Source organism: Serratia sp. (in: enterobacteria) (assembly GCF_052400455.1).
Lineage (GTDB): Bacteria > Pseudomonadota > Gammaproteobacteria > Enterobacterales > Enterobacteriaceae > Serratia > Serratia ureilytica.
Genome location: NZ_CP185812.1, coordinates 1785188 through 1802905 on the forward strand (window position 1 = coordinate 1785188; position 17718 = coordinate 1802905).

At 58.0% G+C, this 17718-nt stretch carries 14 protein-coding genes; 4 read left to right on the top strand and 10 right to left on the bottom strand.

Annotation, left to right across the window (positions count from 1 at the left end; translation table 11 throughout):
- Positions 1-49 precede the first annotated feature (49 nt).
- On the top strand, positions 50-697 hold the full coding sequence (locus ACORQT_RS08490; protein ID WP_033642573.1) for an MBL fold metallo-hydrolase: 648 nt from the start codon (positions 50-52) through the stop codon (positions 695-697).
- A gap of 74 nt (positions 698-771) precedes the next feature.
- On the opposite strand, the gene ACORQT_RS08495 is transcribed toward ACORQT_RS08490, so the two are convergent.
- The 5 genes from ACORQT_RS08495 to ACORQT_RS08515 all read right to left on the bottom strand — a co-directional run bounded on the left by ACORQT_RS08495 (position 772) and on the right by ACORQT_RS08515 (position 8404).
- Complete coding sequence (locus ACORQT_RS08495; RefSeq protein ID WP_033642574.1) at positions 772-1962, bottom strand: amino acid aminotransferase; 1191 nt, start codon at positions 1960-1962, stop codon at positions 772-774.
- A 245-nt stretch (positions 1963-2207) separates the two neighbouring features.
- The gene (gene ompC, locus ACORQT_RS08500; protein WP_033642575.1) at positions 2208-3317 is read right to left on the bottom strand and encodes a porin OmpC; all 1110 of its coding nucleotides are present in this window, start codon (positions 3315-3317) and stop codon (positions 2208-2210) included.
- Between the two features lie 301 nt (positions 3318-3618).
- On the bottom strand, positions 3619-5019 hold the full coding sequence (gene asnS, locus ACORQT_RS08505; RefSeq protein WP_033642576.1) for an asparagine--tRNA ligase: 1401 nt from the start codon (positions 5017-5019) through the stop codon (positions 3619-3621).
- Positions 5020-5242: 223 nt separating this feature from the next.
- Positions 5243-6448 carry a nicotinate phosphoribosyltransferase gene (pncB, locus tag ACORQT_RS08510; protein WP_444859359.1) on the bottom strand — a complete coding sequence of 402 codons (1206 nt, stop codon included), beginning with the start codon at positions 6446-6448 and terminating at the stop codon, positions 5243-5245.
- 255 nt (positions 6449-6703) lie between these two features.
- Positions 6704-8404 (bottom strand): GGDEF domain-containing protein, encoded by a 1701-nt coding sequence (locus tag ACORQT_RS08515; protein WP_042784121.1) that lies wholly within the window; start codon positions 8402-8404, stop codon positions 6704-6706.
- A 336-nt stretch (positions 8405-8740) separates the two neighbouring features.
- Between ACORQT_RS08515 and pepN the strand changes: the two genes are divergently transcribed.
- Entirely contained in the window at positions 8741-11359 is a 2619-nt protein-coding gene (gene pepN / locus ACORQT_RS08520) for an aminopeptidase N (protein WP_072627941.1), read from the top strand.
- Between the two features lie 52 nt (positions 11360-11411).
- Here the strand turns inward: pepN and ssuB are convergent, their stop codons facing one another.
- The 5 genes from ssuB to ssuE are packed head-to-tail and all read right to left on the bottom strand — an operon-like array spanning position 11412 to position 15724.
- Entirely contained in the window at positions 11412-12185 is a 774-nt protein-coding gene (gene ssuB / locus ACORQT_RS08525; protein ID WP_072627940.1) for an aliphatic sulfonates ABC transporter ATP-binding protein, read from the bottom strand.
- The gene (gene ssuC / locus ACORQT_RS08530; protein WP_033650683.1) at positions 12182-12976 is read right to left on the bottom strand and encodes an aliphatic sulfonate ABC transporter permease SsuC; all 795 of its coding nucleotides are present in this window, start codon (positions 12974-12976) and stop codon (positions 12182-12184) included. The genes ssuB and ssuC overlap by 4 nt, the downstream gene beginning before the upstream one ends.
- Before the next feature lie 11 nt (positions 12977-12987).
- Positions 12988-14136, bottom strand: coding sequence for an FMNH2-dependent alkanesulfonate monooxygenase (ssuD, locus tag ACORQT_RS08535; RefSeq protein WP_072627939.1), 1149 nt, complete (start codon positions 14134-14136; stop codon positions 12988-12990).
- Positions 14137-14155: 19 nt separating this feature from the next.
- Positions 14156-15121: a sulfonate ABC transporter substrate-binding protein gene (locus tag ACORQT_RS08540; RefSeq protein ID WP_033642582.1), complete on the bottom strand. Its 966-nt coding sequence runs from the start codon at positions 15119-15121 to the stop codon at positions 14156-14158.
- Positions 15122-15145: 24 nt separating this feature from the next.
- Positions 15146-15724, bottom strand: a complete 579-nt coding sequence (gene ssuE / locus ACORQT_RS08545; protein WP_072627937.1) for an NADPH-dependent FMN reductase — start codon at positions 15722-15724, stop codon at positions 15146-15148.
- 258 nt (positions 15725-15982) lie between these two features.
- On the opposite strand from ssuE, the gene pyrD reads away from it, so the two are divergent.
- Both pyrD and ACORQT_RS08555 read left to right on the top strand, forming a co-directional pair.
- Positions 15983-16993 (top strand): quinone-dependent dihydroorotate dehydrogenase, encoded by a 1011-nt coding sequence (gene pyrD / locus ACORQT_RS08550; protein WP_019454516.1) that lies wholly within the window; start codon positions 15983-15985, stop codon positions 16991-16993.
- A gap of 176 nt (positions 16994-17169) precedes the next feature.
- On the top strand, positions 17170-17718 hold the full coding sequence (locus ACORQT_RS08555) for a cell division protein ZapC (RefSeq protein WP_004928171.1): 549 nt from the start codon (positions 17170-17172) through the stop codon (positions 17716-17718).

A 17718-nucleotide genomic window follows, 5' to 3' on the forward strand; every position in this document is an offset into this window, starting at 1 on the left:
TGAATAACGCCGCTCCTTGCGGAGGCGGCGTTATTGTCGTTGGAGCCTTATGAAATACCATCTTATTCCCGTTACCGCTTTTAGCCAGAATTGCAGCCTGATCTGGTGTGAAAACACGCAGCAGGCGGCGTTGGTCGATCCCGGCGGCGAAGCGGAAAAAATCAAAGCGGAAGTGGCGAAGCAGGGTGTGACAATCACGCAGATTTTGCTGACGCACGGCCATTTGGATCACGTCGGCGCGGCGGCGGAGCTGGCGGAACATTATCAGGTGCCGATTTACGGCCCGGATAAAGAGGACGCTTTTTGGCTGGATGGTTTGCCGGCGCAGAGCCGGATGTTCGGGCTGGAAGAGTGTGCGCCGCTGACCCCGACCCGTTGGTTGTCGGAAGGCGATGAGATGCAGGTGGGCGAGATGAAGCTCAAGGTGTTGCATTGTCCTGGGCACACACCGGGCCACATCGTCTTTATCAATGAGCAGGCGCGTTTGGCGCTGGTGGGTGACGTGCTGTTTAACGGCGGCGTGGGGCGCAGCGACTTCCCGCGCGGTGACCATCAGGCGCTGATCGCCTCTATTCGCACCAAGCTGTTGCCGTTAGGCGACGACATGCGCTTTATTCCCGGCCACGGTCCAATGTCGACCTTCGGTCACGAGCGCCAGACCAACCCGTTCCTGCGCGAAGAGCCGGCGGTGTGGTAACGATCATTTCCCGGCAGAAATAATTAAGGGGCGCATAGCGCGCCCCTTCAAACTGGTGGCTTTCGCCGACGCGCTTAGAGCACGGCGACGATGGCTTCACACAGCGGCGCCATATTGTCCGGCGTCATGCCCGCCACGTTCACCCGGCCCGAGTTCACAGCGTAAACGCCAAACTCTTCACGCAGACGCAGCACCTGCTCTTTGGTCAGGCCGCTGAACGAGAACATGCCGTTCTGCTGGATGATGAAGCTGAAGTCCTGCTGCGCGCCTTTCTCCTGCAGGGTGTTCACAAACAGCTGACGCATGCGGTGAATGCGTTGGCGCATATCGGTCAGCTCTTGTTCCCACATCGCGCGCAGCGCATCGTTACCCAGAATGGTGGCGACAACGGCGGCACCGTGTGACGGCGGGTTGGAGTAGTTGGCGCGAATGGCCGCTTTCACCTGGCTGAAGGCGCGATCGGCGGTTTCGGCATCGGCGGCTACAATAGTGCAAGCGCCGACGCGCTCATTGTACAGACCGAAGTTTTTCGAATAGGAACTGGCGACGATCAGTTCTTTATGTTTGGCGGCGAAAATACGCAGGCCCTGCGCATCTTCTTCCAGGCCGTTGGCGAAGCCCTGATAAGCGAAGTCGAACAGCGGCAACCACCCGTTGGCGACGGAAAGTTCAGCCAGCTGCGCCCACTGTTCCGGCGTTGGATCGATACCGGTCGGGTTATGGCAGCAGCCGTGGAACAGCACGACATCGCCGGCCTGCGCCTGTTTCAGGCTGTTCAGCAGGCCGTCAAAATCCAACGCGTGGTTGGCGGCGTCATAGTAGGCGTATTCCAGCACTTCCAGGCCCACGGCGCTAAAGACGTTCTTGTGGTTCGGCCAGCTTGGGTTGCTGATCCAGATGCGTTTGGCGCTGGTCTGGTTGGCGATAAAGTCTGCCGCCACGCGCAGGCCGCCGGTGCCGCCAGGCGTCTGTGCGGTGCGCGCGCGGCGATCGGCGACGATCGGGCTCTCTTTACCGAACAGCAGTTCTTGCGTGCAGCTGGCGAACGCCGGGATGCCCTCAATGCCGAGATAGTTTTTGGTGGTCTCATTTTCCAACAGATACTGTTCAGCTTTCTTTACGCTGGTCAGCACCGGAGTTTTACCGGTTTCGTCTTTATAAACGCCAATGCCTAAATTGATTTTATTCGGGCGGGCGTCGGCGCGGAAAATGTCGGTCAGGCCCAGGATCGGGTCGGCGGGTGCGGCGGTGATTTTTTCAAACATGTCAGGTGCTTCCAAATCTCGGAGTTAAGCAGACAGAAGCATCAGGGTAGCGCCAGTTATCGGCTTTGCCAACCGTTTGCGATAAAAACACCGCGATCTTATGAACGTGAAGGATTCGACAGAAAAAATGATGGGGAAGGGGGAATCGGCAGGATAAAAAGTTACCGGCTGATACAAACAAAAACAGGGCCGAAGCCCTGTTTTTTTAACTTAGCCGACGGTGAACCGCCGATAAGCGAGACAACTTAGAACTGGTATACCAGACCAACGCCTACGATATCGTCAGTTGCGATGCCGTTAGCTTTGGTGAAGTCGTTGTCATCCAGCAGGTTGATTTTGTAATCAACGTAGGTGGACATGTTTTTGTTGAAGTAGTAAGTGGTACCAACAGAAACATATTTAACCAGGTCAGCGTCGCCGCCGTTGAAGCGAGCGCCGTTCGCGGTGCGGCCAGCCAGATCCTTGCCTTTAGACTGCAGGTAAGACACTTCTGGGCGCAGACCGAAGTCGAACTGGTACTGAGCGGTCACTTCGAAGTTCTGAGTTTTGTTAGCGATAGTCAAGTCAGACTCGCCGTATGGGGTCATGTTGCGAGTTTCTGCATACATCGCCGCCAGGTAGACGTTGTTGGCGTCGTATTTCGCGCCCACGGTCCATGCGTCAGCTTTGTCGCCTTTAGCGGTAGCGTTAAGCTTCTGATCGTCGGTACGGTTGGAGGACGCATAGGCAGCGCCGAAGCTTACGCCTTCGCCGATGTCATAAGTAGAGGAGAGGCCCCAGCCGTCGCCGTTCTGTTTTTTCAGAGCACGGCTGTCGTTCTGGTTTTTACCCTGGTACTGAACGGCGAAGTTCAGACCGTCAACCAGACCGAAGAAGTTGTTGTTACGATAGGTCGCAACGCCGTTGGTACGGCCGGTCATGAAGTTGTCGGAGTAGGTGTAAGTATCGCCACCGAACTCTGGCAGCATATCGGTCCAGCCTTCCACGTCGTACAGTACGCCGTAGTTACGGCCGTAGTCGAAGGAGCCGTAGTCAGCGAATTTCAGACCGGCGAAGCCCAGACGGGTTTTGGTGCCTTCGGTGCCCTGAGATTCGGCGTGGTTGGACTGAACGTTGTATTCCCACTGGCCGTAACCGGTCAGTTGGTCAGTAATCTGGGTTTCACCTTTGAAGCCGAAACGAACATAGGTCTGATCGCCGTCATTACCTTTGTCTTTGGAGAAGTAGTGCAGACCGTCAACTTTGCCGTACAGATCCAGCTTGTTGCCGTCTTTGTTGTAGATTTCAGCTGCGTTTGCTGCACCAGCAGCCAACAGAGCCGGGATTACCACTGCAAGAATGTTGCGCTTCATCATTATTACCCTCATTGGTGTTATTCGGACACCTTTGCCACTGCCGCCAATAATTCTTTGGGAACTATTGTTGATAGATTGGTGTCGTCCTGTGTCTGAACGCAGTGTTCCATTCACAGGCGGGTTAATCTAGGACGAAAATGATACCAATGTCCCAATCAGGTTGCAAAAGGAAAGTATGTGTAACTAAATGTAATTTTTCGGGAACTTTGTGACGTGCGTCAATATTAAAAAATGCGAAAGGCCAGCGATGCTGGCCTTTGTTTTGTAACGAAATCGTTTAAAAAACGTGTGATCGTATAAATTAGAAGCTTGCGTTACGCGGCGTGCGCGGGAATGGAATCACATCGCGCACGTTTTGCACGCCGGTGACATAGGCGATTAAACGTTCAAAGCCTAGGCCGAAACCGGAATGCGGCACGGTGCCGTAGCGGCGCAGATCGCGATACCACCAGTAGTCTTCTTTATTCAGCCCCATCTCTTCCAGACGCTGATCGAGCACGTCGAGGCGTTCTTCACGCTGCGAGCCACCGATGATTTCGCCGATGCCCGGCGCCAGCACGTCCATGGCCGCGACGGTCTTGCCGTCTTCGTTCATGCGCATGTAGAACGCTTTGATGTCTTTCGGGTAGTTTTTCACCACCACCGGCGCCTGGAAGTGTTTCTCCGCCAGGTAACGTTCATGCTCGGAAGAGAGATCGATGCCCCAGGAAACCGGGTTTTCGAAGGTTTGGCCCGAGGCCAGCAGGATCTCAATGGCGTCGGTGTAATCCACCTGGGCGAAATCGGAAGACACGAAGCGCTCCAGACGAGCGATAGCGTCTTTATCCACGCGCTCGGCGAAGAATTTCAGATCGTCGGCACGTTCATCCAGCACCGCCTGGAACACATACTTCAGCATGCTTTCGGCGAGGCCGGCGACGTCGTCCAGCGTAGCGAAGGCCACTTCCGGTTCGATCATCCAGAACTCCGCCAGGTGGCGGCTGGTGTTGGAGTTTTCGGCGCGGAAGGTTGGGCCGAAGGTGTAAACCTTCGACAGCGCGCAAGCGTAGGTTTCGCCGTTCAGCTGGCCGGAAACGGTGAGGAAGGCTTCCTTACCGAAGAAGTCTTCGCTGAAATCGACGGTGCCTTTGTCGGTGCGCGGCAGGTTTTCCAGATCCAGCGTGGACACGCGGAACATCTCGCCGGCGCCTTCGGTATCGGAGGCGGTGATCAGCGGAGTAGAGACCCAGAAATACCCATTTTCATGGAAGAAGCGGTGGATCGCCTGCGCCAGAGTATGACGTACGCGCGCCACGGCGCCGATCAGGTTGGTGCGCGGGCGCAGGTGAGCCACTTCGCGCAGGTATTCGATGCTGTGGCGCTTGGCCGCCATCGGGTAAGTGTCCGGATCGTCGACCCAGCCGACCACTTTGATCGCGGTAGCCTGCAGTTCGAAGCTCTGGCCTTCGCCCGGTGAAGCGACGACTTTGCCGGTGACTTCAACCGAACAACCGGTGGTCAGATGCAGCACTTCATCCTGATAATTCGGCAGAGAATTATTAACGACGGCCTGTAACGGATCAAAGCAGGAACCGTCATAGACGGCCAGGAAGGAGATACCAGCTTTTGAATCTCTCCGGGTACGTACCCAGCCGCGTACGGTGACTTCACTGTCAACCGCAGCACGACCTTGCAGTACGTCGACTACAGGCACTACGCTCATAGATTTCTCTCTTTAATAATTTGGTTTAGAAATAGCTTACAACCCAAGAATATGGGGGTAATGGCTATGTTACTTGCCGCGGTGCAGAGCACAAGCAGAAATCATCGGATTGTCGCAACATTTATCGCGGCTGACTGAAAAGAGGGCGTTCGGGATAAAAATAAAAAAGCCGGCGCGTAAACCGGGCCGGCTTTCTTTCTCTCTATATAGAGATAGAGAAGGTTCAGCTGGCTTTCTTCACCAGCGGCAGATCGAAGGCCTTGCGCAAGGCCCGCACGAATGCCTGGTCCTGGCAGATGGTCTTGCCGGGGCTGTCGGAGAGCTTAGCCACCGGTTTGCCTTTGCATTCGACCAGCTTGATCACGATATTCAACGGCTTAACGCCCGGAATATCACAGGTCAGGCGCGTGCCGATACCGAAGCTGAGGTTGATGCGCTGATAGAAGTGGCGATAGAGCGTCAGCGCTTTTTCCAGATCCAGGTTGTCCGAGAACACCAGCGTTTTGCTCATCGGATCGATGCCCAGTTTCTGATAGTGGGCAATGGCTTTCTCACCCCACTCGACGGGATCGCCCGAATCGTGGCGCAGCCCCTGATAACACTCGGCGAACTGCGGACCGAAGTCGCGCAGGAAAGCATCCATGGTAATGCAGTCGGTGAGCGCGATGCCAAGCTGATCCGGGTATTCATCCAGCCAGGCCTGCAGTGCGGCGCGCTGGCTGTTGGCCAGCACCGGGCTTATCTGCTGATGCGCCTGGAACCATTCATGCGCCTGCGTGCCGACCGGCGCCAGGCCGAGCTGATGCGCCAGATCGTAATTGCTGGTGCCCGACAGGTACGGGAATTCGGCCTGCAAGGTGCTGACGATGGCCTGTTGTACGCCCTGGGAGAAACGGCGACGGGTGCCGAAGTCCATCAGCTTGAAGCGTGAAAGATCCAAATCGCCCGCCAGCGTCTTGAACTGCGCCAACTTGGTTTGCAGGTGGGCTACCGCCTGTTCCGGCGTCGCCAGCGGAGAACGCCGGCGGTGCACCACTTCGCTGATCACCGCCAGCAGCGGCACTTCCCACATGATCACTTCACGCCACGGCCCGGCGATGCGGATTTGCAGCTTGCCGTCGCGGTTGTCGATGGTCACCTGCTGCGGATCGTATCGGAACGTGCGCAGCCAGCTCAGGTAATCTTGACGGAAGAAGGGCAGACCCGAAAGGTAAGCGAATTCTGCGTCGGTCAGCGCCAGCTGGCTCATCAGGGCGACCTGCGCGCGGATCTCGTCGGCATATTCGCCCAGCAGTTCGTCGCCGCGGCAGCGGAATTCCGCCGCCACGCTGATCGCGGGATAGCGATGGAACACTGCTTGCTGCATATGAAGCTTGTAAGCATCGGTATCAAGCAGTGATGTCAAAATCGGGGAAGCGTATTGAGTCATAGCGCGTTACAGCATCCTCGTCAGGCGCGTGTCCAAATCCGGATAATCATAAAAGTGGGGGTGGAGTATACCCGGATTATCCTGTTATTGAAGCTGCATCACACCATAAATCACCGAAGCGGGTCGAGGATTAAACGTGCCTTTATGGCGGGCTGGCGACGGCGGCGGGGGAAAAAAGCCAGATATGCCTGTAAGGTGAATGACTTAGCCTAATTAGTCATAAAAATTATAATGTTAATTATTTTAAACAACAAATCAGATAAACCCGGCCTGGGTGTGCACGCTGACCCGATCCTTGCCGTTCTTTTTGCAAAAATAGAGCGCTTCGTCCGCCTGTTTTATCGCCGCCTGCAGCGCAGTGAACGCGTTGACCGGCGCAATGCCGCAGCTGGTGGTGAAACGCACTTGCCGCCCGTCGGCCAAATTTAGCGTCAGGCGATGGGTGCGGGCGCGCAATTGCTCCATGATGTCCCGCGCGTTGTCCAACGAACAGTTGCCCAGCAGCACCGCGAACTCTTCGCCACCGTAGCGGCAGAAGATGTCGCTGGCGCGAAACGCGCGTTGCAACAGATGGCCGAATTCCACCAGCGCCCGGTCACCGACATCGTGGCCGTAGCTGTCGTTGAGCTGTTTGAAGTTGTCGATATCGATCAGGCAAAAGGCCTGCGGGTAGCTACCGTCGCCCAATAGCTGGCATTCGAGGAAGAATTTACGGCGGTTATAAATGTTGGTGAGCGGATCGAGGAAGGAAGAGGCCTCAAGCTCTTTAATCAGCAGCTGTTTCTCGCTTTCCAGCGAGACCTTGTCCAACTGATATTGTCTGAGCTGTTGAATGGCGTCGCTGATGGCGATCAGTTCCCGGCTGTAGAAGGCGTCGTTGCGATCGATATTCATCTCGCCGCGCGACAGCCGCACGATATTGTTGTGGGTTTTGGTCAACCAGCGGTTGATGTTGGTGCAGAACACCAGCGCCGGCAAAATGAACAGCAGCACCCCCAGACCGGCGAGCGCGATCATGCCGTAAATGGTGGTCTGGCTGTCATAAATCTTGTGACGCGAAGCGACGGTTTCCAGCTCGAAACTGCGTTGATACAGCGTCTGAGAAAGCCCGCTCAACTCGTCGACATAGCGCGAGATCAGCGCGGCGGGATAGGGCTTTTGGGTATTGATGGCGGTGTATAGCCCATCGGTAATCTGCTTGAGGCGTTCGGTAGACACCTGGGTGAGCAACTGATTGACGATGCTGGTGGTTTGCACGTCGTCGTAGTTGAGCTTCATGAAGATCAACCGGGTGCTCAGCGCGTTCAGGACGCCGGTCAACTGAATGGACTTCAGATAGGCGTCTTTGCGATCGAGCGGGCTGACGTTGACGTCGATAATCTGATCGCTTAACTCCGTCAGCGACATATTCAGTCGGTTGTTGAGGCGAATGGCCTCGAGAAACATAAAGGAGTCGGTATCCACCATTCGGGTATCGTAGGTGTAGCGGTAATAGCTCTTGCTGGTTTGCGAGATGTAATAGGCGCTGTTGATGTTGAACAGGTTGGCGTTGGCGTTGTTGACCTGCGAAAGCTGCAGGTTGTCGTTATCCAGCAACTGTTCCATCAGGCCGATCATCGACAGCGCGGCGATTTTTTGCCGCACACCCAGCTCCCTGGCGACCGTGTCGTTCAGATGCTCGCGGATCCGTGCGATTTTCTCGCGCGCCACCCGATCGGCGGCCAGACATTGCGCGCGAGTGATTTGCGGATCGATCAGGCTCAAGCGTTTGAGGCGGTGAGCCTGCAGCGAAGCCTGAAAGGCCTCGGAGATTTCTTTGGCGCGATCGATCTTATACAGGTTGAGCTGGTTATCGCGGTACTCGGTATGGGCTTCGAGCAGTTCCTCGACGATGAACAGCGAGAAGGAGGTCATCAGGCACAGGGTGAAAAAATAGATAGCGTATTTGATTTTCATAGTGCGAGTCATCCCTGAGCCTGATTCGGCAATTATACCATCATGCCGCCTGTGCCGCCTCAACAATGCCGGAGCGCCGCGAAGGCGGTTTTTTAGCATTAAATGCTGATTTTTATTTAGCCATTGGTCACCCGCGCTGCCATCTGGTGGGTGAACTATGATTTGCCTCTGATTTCTTTATCGCGCTTGCCCGGCGGATCTGGGCTTTTCAGCCAGCTGTGATACAGTTTATTCACAATCAGGTTCGCCGAGCGCCGCAGGGGAAATCTCCAGCGACGGCGCGGAGGAGAAGAGCGGCCTGGCACCTATAACTCACTGAGACGTTTAAGGGTTTTTATGACACAACAGCCACAGGCAAAATATCGCCACGATTATCGCGCGCCCGATTACACCACGACCGACATCGATTTGGACTTCAGTCTGGACGCGGAAACCACGCGCGTGACCGCCGTCAGTAAAATCAAACGTCAGGGCGCAGCCGACGCACCGCTGGTGCTGGATGGTGAAGATCTCACGCTGGTGAGCATTCAGGTCGACGGTCAACCGTGGAGCGCCTATCGTCAGCAGGATAACCAGCTGATCGTCGAAGCGTTGCCGGCACAATTCACTCTGACCATCGTCAACGATATTCACCCGGCGAAAAACACCGCGCTGGAAGGGCTGTATCTGTCCGGCGATGCGCTGTGCACGCAATGCGAAGCCGAAGGCTTCCATCATATTACCTATTACCAGGATCGCCCGGACGTGCTGGCGCGCTTTACCACCCGCATCGTGGCCGACAAGGCGCGCTATCCGTTCCTGCTGTCGAACGGCAACCGTATTGGCCAGGGTGAATTGGCCGATGGTCGCCACTGGGTGCAATGGCAGGATCCGTTCCCGAAACCTTGCTACCTGTTCGCGTTGGTGGCGGGGGACTTCGACGTGCTGCGCGACAGCTTCACCACCCGTTCCGGCCGTAAGGTCGCGCTGGAGCTGTTTGTCGATCGCGGCAACCTGGATCGCGCCGACTGGGCGATGACCTCGTTGAAAAACTCGATGAAGTGGGACGAGACCCGCTTCGGTCTGGAATACGATCTCGACATTTATATGATCGTGGCGGTCGATTTCTTCAATATGGGCGCGATGGAGAACAAAGGGTTAAATATCTTTAACTCCAAATACGTGTTGGCGAAGGCGGAAACCGCCACCGACAAAGATTACCTGAACATCGAAGCGGTGATTGGTCACGAATACTTCCACAACTGGACCGGCAACCGCGTCACCTGCCGCGACTGGTTCCAGCTCAGCCTGAAAGAGGGGCTGACGGTGTTCCGCGATCAAGAGTTCAGTTCCGATCTGGGCTCGCGTTCGGTCAACCGTATCGATAACGTGCGCGTGATGCGCGGCGCGCAGTTCGCCGAAGACGCCAGCCCGATGGCGCATGCCATTCGTCCGGATAAAGTCATCGAGATGAACAACTTTTACACCCTGACGGTGTATGAGAAAGGTTCTGAAGTGATCCGCATGATGCACACCCTGCTGGGGGAAGAGAACTTCCAGAAAGGGATGCAGCTCTATTTCGAACGCCACGACGGCAGCGCCGCCACCTGCGATGACTTCGTACAGGCGATGGAGGACGCGTCCAACGTGGATCTGTCGCGCTTCCGCCGTTGGTATAGTCAGTCCGGCACGCCGCTGTTGACGGTGCGCGACGAGTACGATGCGGAAACTCAGCAATATCGCCTGCATGTCAGCCAGAAAACCGCGCCGACCGCCGATCAGCCTGAGAAGTTGCCGCTGCATATCCCGCTGGATATCGAGCTGTACGACAGCGAAGGCAACGTCATCGCGCTGCAGAAGGGTGGCCTGCCGGTCAACAACGTGCTGAACGTCACCGAAGCGGAGCAGACCTTCGTGTTCGACGGCGTGGCGCACAAGCCGGTGCCGTCGCTGCTGCGTGAATTCTCTGCGCCGGTGAAACTGGATTATCCGTACAGCGATCAGCAACTGACCTTCCTGATGCAGCACGCGCGCAATGAGTTTGCGCGTTGGGATGCGGCGCAGAGCCTGCTTGCGACCTACATCAAACTGAACGTGGCGCGGCACCAGCAGAAGCAGCCGTTGTCGCTGCCGCTGCACGTGGCCGACGCGTTCCGTGCGGTGTTGCTGAACGAGACGCTGGATCCGGCGCTGGCGGCGCAGATCCTGACGCTGCCGTCGGAGAACGAAATCGCTGAACTGTTCGCCACCATCGATCCGGAAGCGATCGCCGCGGTGCACGAAGCGATCGTTCGCTGCCTGGCGCGGGAGTTGGCCGATGAGTGGCTGGCGGTGTATCACGCCAACAAGACCGACGGCTACCGCGTGGAGCACGCCGACATCGCCAAGCGCGCCTTGCGCAATGTGTGCCTGGGTTATCTGGCGTTCGGCGAAGATGCGGCGCTGGCGGACCAACTGGTGAGCGAACAGTATCGCCAGGCGGATAACATGACCGACTCGCTGGCGGCGCTGTCCGCTGCGGTTGCGGCCCAGTTGCCGTGTCGCGATGCGCTGTTGGCGGCGTTCGACGAGCGCTGGCATCAGGATGGCCTGGTGATGGACAAATGGTTCGTGCTGCAGGGGAGCAGCCCGTCGGCGGATGTGTTGAGCAAGGTGCGTGCGCTGCTGCAACACCGCTCGTTCAGCCTGAGCAACCCGAACCGCACCCGCTCGCTGATCGGCGGCTTCGCTTCCGGCAACCCGGCGGCGTTCCATGCGGCGGATGGCAGCGGTTATCAATTCCTGGTGGAGATCCTCAGCGATCTCAACCAGCGCAACCCGCAGATCGCCGCGCGCCTGATCGAACCGCTGATTCGCCTGAAGCGTTACGACGCCGGTCGCCAGGCGCTGATGCGCAAAGCGTTGGAACAGCTGAAAGGGTTGGAAAACCTGTCCGGCGATCTGTACGAGAAGATCAGCAAGGCGCTCGACGCCTAATCTTTTCACCGTGAATACCCAAAGGGACGGCCTGCGCCGTCCCTTTTTTCGTTCAATTCGCCGCCTGGCGTGGGCTGGCCGCGGTGACCGGCGGCGATAACACCCGCTCCAGCACTTCAGCTTCCAGTTCCGCCAGCCTGGCTGAACCCTTACGGCGTGGCCGCGGCAGATCGATGCTCAGATCCAGTCCGATGTGGCCCTCTTCAATCAGGATCACCCGATCCGCCAGCGCGATGGCTTCGCTGACGTCGTGCGTCACCAGCAGTACGGTAAAACCGTGCTGTTGCCACAGCGATTCTATCAGCCCTTGCATCTCGATGCGCGTCAGGGCATCCAGCGCCCCGAGCGGTTCGTCCAGCAGCAGCAGGCGGGGGCGGTGGATCAACGCGCGTGCCAGGGCGACCCGCTGCTTTTGTCCGCCGGACAGCGCCGCCGGCCAGTCGCGGGCGCGATCCGCCAAACCGACCGCGGCCAGCGCCTGCAGCGCCGCGTCGCGCCACTGGCCGCGCAGCCCCAACCCCACGTTGTCGATCACCGTTTTCCACGGCAGCAGGCGCGCATCCTGAAACATCAGCCGGGTATCCTCTTTGGCGGCGGCAAGCGGCGCATTGCCGCTGAGCAGCACGCCGCTGCTGGCCTGTTCCAGGCCGGCCAACAGACGCAGCAGGGTGCTCTTGCCGCAGCCGCTGCGGCCGACCACCGCCACGAACTGCCCGGCAGAGATACGTAGCTGAATGTTATCCAGCACGGTGCGGTTGCCGTAACGTTTGCCGATGGACTCCAGCGTCACCGGCGTGCCTTGCGCAAGGCGAGCGGGAAGGGTCATAGCGCTTCTCCCTGTTTCAGTTGATAGGCCGGATGCCAGCGCAGCCAGACGCGTTCCAGCAGTTGCGCGCCCACGTCCGCCAGCTTGCCGAGCAGGGCGTACAGCACGATCGCCACCACCACCACGTCGGTTTGCAGAAATTCACGCGCGTTCATCGCCAGATAACCGATGCCGGAGTTGGCCGAGATGGTTTCGGCGACGATCAGCGTCAACCACATGAACCCGAGGGCGAAACGCACGCCGACCATAATCGACGGCAACGCGCCCGGCAGCACCACCTGCGTGAACAGGCGAAAACCGCTCAGACCGTAGCTGCGCGCCATCTCCAGCAGGCCGCGATCGATGTTTTTGATGCCGTGATAGGTATTGAGATAAATCGGGAACAACGTGCCGAGCGCCACCAGAAAGATCTTGGCGGATTCATCGATGCCGAACCACAGGATCACCAGTGGGATTAGCGCCAGGTGCGGCACGTTGCGGATCATTTGCACCGAACTGTCCAACAGGCGTTCACCCCAACGCGACAGCCCGGTAATAAAGCCGAGAATCAGTCCGATGCTGCCGCCGATGCCAAAGCCGATCAACGCGCGCTGGCTGCTGATGCTCAGGTGCTGCCACAGTTCGCCGCTTTGGCTCAGGCGCCAGAAGGCGGCCAGCACCGCACTCGGCGCCGGCAAAATGCGGTTGGACAGCCAGCCGGTTTCGACGGCGACTTGCCAGATGATCACCAGCGCCAGCGGCAGCGCCCAAGGGGCCAGCCGATACAGGATGCGTTGCGCGTTCTTTGCCATCGGGGCGCTCCTCAGCTCTGCGACACTTTTTGCGGAACATAGATGTTGGCCACCACTTCGCCCTGCGGGCGCACCGGTTGAAGGCGCGTGGGCGTTTCCTCCTGCGCCAGATCGAGGTGCGGAAACAGCAGTTCGCCGACGCGGTAGGCCTCTTCCAGATGCGGATAGCCGGAGAGAATAAAGGTATCGATGCCCAGATCGGCGTATTCCTGCATGCGCGCCGCGACCGTCGGGCCATCGCCCACCAGCGCGGTGCCGGCGCCGCCGCGCACCAGGCCGATGCCGGCCCACAGGTTCGGGCTGATCTCCAGATTATCCTTCTTGCCGCCGTGCAGCGCCGCCATGCGCCGTTGGCCGACGGAGTCGAAGCGGGCAAAGGCCTGCTGCGCGTTGGCGATGGTTTCCTCATCGAGGTGAGCGATCAGCCGATCGGCGGCGCGCCAGGCTTCTTCGGTGGTTTCCCGCACGATGACGTGCAGACGGATGCCGAAGCGTACCTGCCGGCCCTTCGCCGCCGCTTTGGCGCGCACCTCTTCGATCTTCTCTTTGACCTGTGCCGGCGGCTCTCCCCAGGTGAGGTACATTTCTACCTGCTCGGCGGCCAGATCCTGCGCGGCGGCGGAGGATCCGCCGAAATAGAGCGGCGGGCGCGGTTGCTGCACCGGCGGGAACAGCAGTTTGGCGCCTTTCACCTGAATATGCTTGCCGTGGAAATCGACGGTTTCACCTTCCAGCACCCGGCGCCAGATATGAGTGAACTCGGTCGAGGCTTCGTAACGCTCTTCATGACTGAGATGCAACCCCTCCGCCGCCAGCTCTTCCGGATCGCCGCCGGTGACCAGATTGAACAGCGCGCGCCCGTTGGACAGGCGATCCAGCGTCGCCGCCTGACGCGCCGCCAGCGTAGGGGAGATGATACCCGGCCGCAGCGCGACCAAAAATTTCAGCCGCTGGGTGACTGGGATCAGCGAGGCGGCCACCAGCCAGGAGTCTTCGCAAGAGCGACCGGTGGGGATCAGCACGCCGCCGAATCCCAGCCGGTCCGCCGCTTGGGCGATTTGTTGCAAGTAACCGTGATCGACGCTGCGAGCGCCCTGTGCGCTGCCAAGATAGTGGCCGTCGCCGTGGGTGGGTAAAAACCAGAAAACGTTCAGGCTCATCGTCAATGCTCTCCCGTATTTATTGCGCGCTTGGGCGCCAGATGCGTTGCGAGATGTCGACCTTCACCGGCACCAGCCGGTTGGCGTAAAACAGGTCGGCGGTTTGCTGCTGCGCGGCGATCGTATGCGCATCGAGCGGTGTGATGGCGGTCGGGGGACGGTGATCCAGATAGCTGGCGATCACCGGTTCCGGCAGCCCCATGGCGTTGGCCAGCAAGGTCACGCTTTGCGCCCGGTCGCTGCGGGTGAGCGCATCGGCCTGGGTCAGCACCGTCAGGACCTGGCTGATAAAGGCGCCATTGGCTTCGACATAAGGGCGCGCCGCCAGATAGAAGGAACCGGTCTGGTTCAGATCGGTGCCGTCGCCGAGCACCCGAACGCCGCCCTGCAGCAGCGCGGCGGAATAATAAGGATCCCAGATAGCCCAGGCATCGACGTTGCCCTGCTGGAATGCGGCGCGCGCATCGGCGGGGGTCAGGTAGGCGGGTTGGATATCCGTAAATTTCAGGCCGGCCTTTTGCAGCGATCGCAGCAGCAGGTTGTGTGAGCTGGATCCTTTCTGAAATGCGACCTTATGGCCTTTCAGATCGGCGACGGTTTTGATCGGGCTGTTTTCCGGCACCAGGATCACTTCCGCCTTCGGTTTGGGCGGCTCAACGCCGACATACAGCAGGTCCGCCCCGGCGGCCTGCGCGAAGATCGGCGGAATATCACCGGTGCTGCCCAGATCGATGCTGCCGACGTTCAAGGCTTCCAGCATCTGCGGGCCGGCGGGAAATTCAATCCAGCTGATGCGGGTGGCGGGGAAGCGCTCCTCCAGCAGCCGGTGGCTTTTCGCCAGCACCAGACTCACCGATCCTTTCTGGTAACCGATGCGAAATTGCGCCGGATCCTGCGCGACGGCGGCGTTGGCCCAGACCAGCGACAGCAGGCCGGTGAAGGCCGCTGCGTTCAGCCAACGTCGCAAAGCGTTGCGTTGTTTCATTCAGGCTCTCCTTTTCCAGGCATTTCAGGCGGTTTGACGCGCCGTCAGCGGCGAGGCGACGCGCAGCGCGGGCGGTTTGCGGCGCCCAAGCGCCAAATAGAAACTGGCGAGCGCTTCTTCCAACCGGGTGGCCACGGCGTCGGTGAGCGTGGCGCTTTCGCCGGTCAGCTGGATCTGACTGTCGTCGGCGAACACGCCGTGCAGCACCTCTTGCGCTTTGAGCGCCGCCAGCACCGGTTTCAGCGCATAGTCCACCGCCAGCATGTGACCGACAGAACCGCCGGTCGCCAGCGGCAGCACCACTTTATGGTCCAGCGCGCGTTCCGGCAGCAGGTCCAGCAGGGTTTTCAGCGCGCCGGAGAACGACGCTTTATAAACCGGTGTGGAAATCAGCAGGCCGTCGGCCTGCGCCAGCTGGTCGGCAAACGCCTTGATCGCCGGACTGTTGAAGTTGGCGTACAGCAGATCTTCGGCATCGAAGTCGTGCAGGGTATAGGCCGTCACCTCCACCCCTTGTTGCCGCAGCCAGTTCTGACTCAGCGAGAGCAGCGCGGCGGAACGTGATGGGATGCGTGGGCTACCGGCCAGTGATATAACGCGCATTGCCACTCCTTATAACTAAAAGTTAGGTTTAATTAGAAAATTAATGGGAAGTGTTTTAAACCTACCAGCAACCGGGCGCGTTTTTTAAATCTCATTTTTTGATTTGGATATGCGTAAAAGCGGATTGGCGCCGATTTGGCGATGAAGAGTGAAAACGATTGCGTAAAAACGGCTTTTTTTGCCTTTAATCAATTCCAATTAGGCGGGGGATACCGGATAATACGCCCCCGGTTTGCAACCGGGAAATCAGGAGAGTCCATGTACTACCCCCTCATCAGGAAAGCGTTGTTCCAGCTCGATCCGGAGCGCGCGCACGAAGTGACCTTTCGTCAGCTCAGCCGTATTACCGGCACCCCATTAGCGTTTCTTGTCCGTCAGTCCGTGCCGACCAAACCGGTCAGCTGCATGGGGCTGTCGTTTAAAAACCCGCTGGGATTGGCCGCCGGTCTGGATAAAAACGGCGAATGCATCGATGCGTTCGGCGCGATGGGCTTCGGCCATGTGGAAGTCGGCACCGTGACGCCACGTCCGCAACCGGGCAACGACAAGCCGCGCTTGTTCCGCGTGGTTGAGGCGGAAGGCCTGATTAACCGCATGGGGTTCAATAACCATGGCGTGGACAATCTGGTTGAAAACGTTAAGAAATCCCATTTCGGCGGCATTCTTGGGATCAATATCGGCAAGAATAAAGACACGCCGGTCGAGCAGGGCAAAGACGATTATTTGATCTGCATGGATAAAGTTTATCCGTATGCCGGATATATCGCGATTAACATCTCTTCACCGAATACGCCGGGGTTACGATCCTTACAGTATGGCGAAGCGTTGGACGATCTTTTGGCTGCGATTAAAAATAAGCAGCAGGAATTACATGCGCGCCATCACAAATATGTGCCGGTAGCGGTAAAGATCGCGCCGGATCTTTCTGAAGAAGAATTGATCCAAATTGCCGATAGCCTGGTGCGGCATAATATCGATGGCGTGATCGCCACCAATACCACGTTGGATCGAAAATTGATCCAAGGGCTGAATTACTGCGAACAAGCGGGCGGGTTAAGTGGGCGTCCGTTGCAATCACGCAGCACCGAAGTGATCCGTCGCCTCTCCACCGAACTGCAAGGGCGTCTGCCGATTATCGGCGTAGGCGGCATCGATTCGCTGACGGCGGCGCGCGAAAAAATGGAGGCCGGCGCGAGCCTGCTGCAAATTTATTCCGGATTTATCTATCACGGCCCGCGTTTGATTAAAGATATCGTTACCCATATCTAATATTTTTCCTCTCATTTTATTCCGGGGGTTTATTTCTGCCCCCGGCTCGTCTATATTTTGTTCGTTAGCTTAAATATCGTTCGCGGAATTATCCGATGTTTAAGCTATTTCATCGGTGATAAAATCGCCTTTTAGGGTGAGTGCGGCGTTGGCATGGGCAGCGAGAAGGATACGAAATGAAGATAAAACCTGACGATAATTGGCGTTGGTATTTTGATGCCGAACACGATCGGCTAATGCTGGATTTAGCTAATGGTATGATCTTTCGTTCACGTTTCCCGGCCAAAATGTTAACGCCGGACGCCTTCGATGAATGCGCTTTTTGCGTGGATGACGCCGCCCTTTATTTCACCTATGAAGAACAGTGCAAGCAGGTCAAGCTGAGCCATGAACAGCGCGCCGAGCTGGTGTTGAATGCGCTGGTCGCCTACCGCTTCCTGAAACCGCTGATGCCGAAGAGCTGGCATTTCTCGCAGCAGCACTACCCGTTGCAGCCGAAGAACGGCGAGCTGGCGGCGGTGAAAGTGATGGAAAGCGGCGCGGAAGCGCGCCTGCTGGTGGTCGAGGCCGGGGATAACGCCAGCCTGTGCCTGCTGGCGCAAAATCAGCTGACGGTCGCCGGCCGCACCATGGTCTTGGGTGACGCCATCAAGGTGATGCACGATCGGCTGAAACCTTGCGCGCAGGATGAAAGCGCCGCCCCGGCTTACGACAGGGCGGTATAA

What these genes read in the sequence shown, in the direction of transcription:
- ACORQT_RS08490 (WP_033642573.1), top strand. Translation starts at nt 50, where the DNA reads ATGAAATACCATCTTATTCCCGTTACCGCTTTTAGCCAGAATTGCAGC.
- ACORQT_RS08495 (WP_033642574.1), bottom strand. Translation starts at nt 1,962, where the DNA reads ATGTTTGAAAAAATCACCGCCGCACCCGCCGACCCGATCCTGGGCCTG.
- ompC (WP_033642575.1), bottom strand. Translation starts at nt 3,317, where the DNA reads ATGATGAAGCGCAACATTCTTGCAGTGGTAATCCCGGCTCTGTTGGCT.
- asnS (WP_033642576.1), bottom strand. Translation starts at nt 5,019, where the DNA reads ATGAGCGTAGTGCCTGTAGTCGACGTACTGCAAGGTCGTGCTGCGGTT.
- pncB (WP_444859359.1), bottom strand. Translation starts at nt 6,448, where the DNA reads ATGACTCAATACGCTTCCCCGATTTTGACATCACTGCTTGATACCGAT.
- ACORQT_RS08515 (WP_042784121.1), bottom strand. Translation starts at nt 8,404, where the DNA reads ATGAAAATCAAATACGCTATCTATTTTTTCACCCTGTGCCTGATGACC.
- pepN (WP_072627941.1), top strand. Translation starts at nt 8,741, where the DNA reads ATGACACAACAGCCACAGGCAAAATATCGCCACGATTATCGCGCGCCC.
- ssuB (WP_072627940.1), bottom strand. Translation starts at nt 12,185, where the DNA reads ATGACCCTTCCCGCTCGCCTTGCGCAAGGCACGCCGGTGACGCTGGAG.
- ssuC (WP_033650683.1), bottom strand. Translation starts at nt 12,976, where the DNA reads ATGGCAAAGAACGCGCAACGCATCCTGTATCGGCTGGCCCCTTGGGCG.
- ssuD (WP_072627939.1), bottom strand. Translation starts at nt 14,136, where the DNA reads ATGAGCCTGAACGTTTTCTGGTTTTTACCCACCCACGGCGACGGCCAC.
- ACORQT_RS08540 (WP_033642582.1), bottom strand. Translation starts at nt 15,121, where the DNA reads ATGAAACAACGCAACGCTTTGCGACGTTGGCTGAACGCAGCGGCCTTC.
- ssuE (WP_072627937.1), bottom strand. Translation starts at nt 15,724, where the DNA reads ATGCGCGTTATATCACTGGCCGGTAGCCCACGCATCCCATCACGTTCC.
- pyrD (WP_019454516.1), top strand. Translation starts at nt 15,983, where the DNA reads ATGTACTACCCCCTCATCAGGAAAGCGTTGTTCCAGCTCGATCCGGAG.
- ACORQT_RS08555 (WP_004928171.1), top strand. Translation starts at nt 17,170, where the DNA reads ATGAAGATAAAACCTGACGATAATTGGCGTTGGTATTTTGATGCCGAA.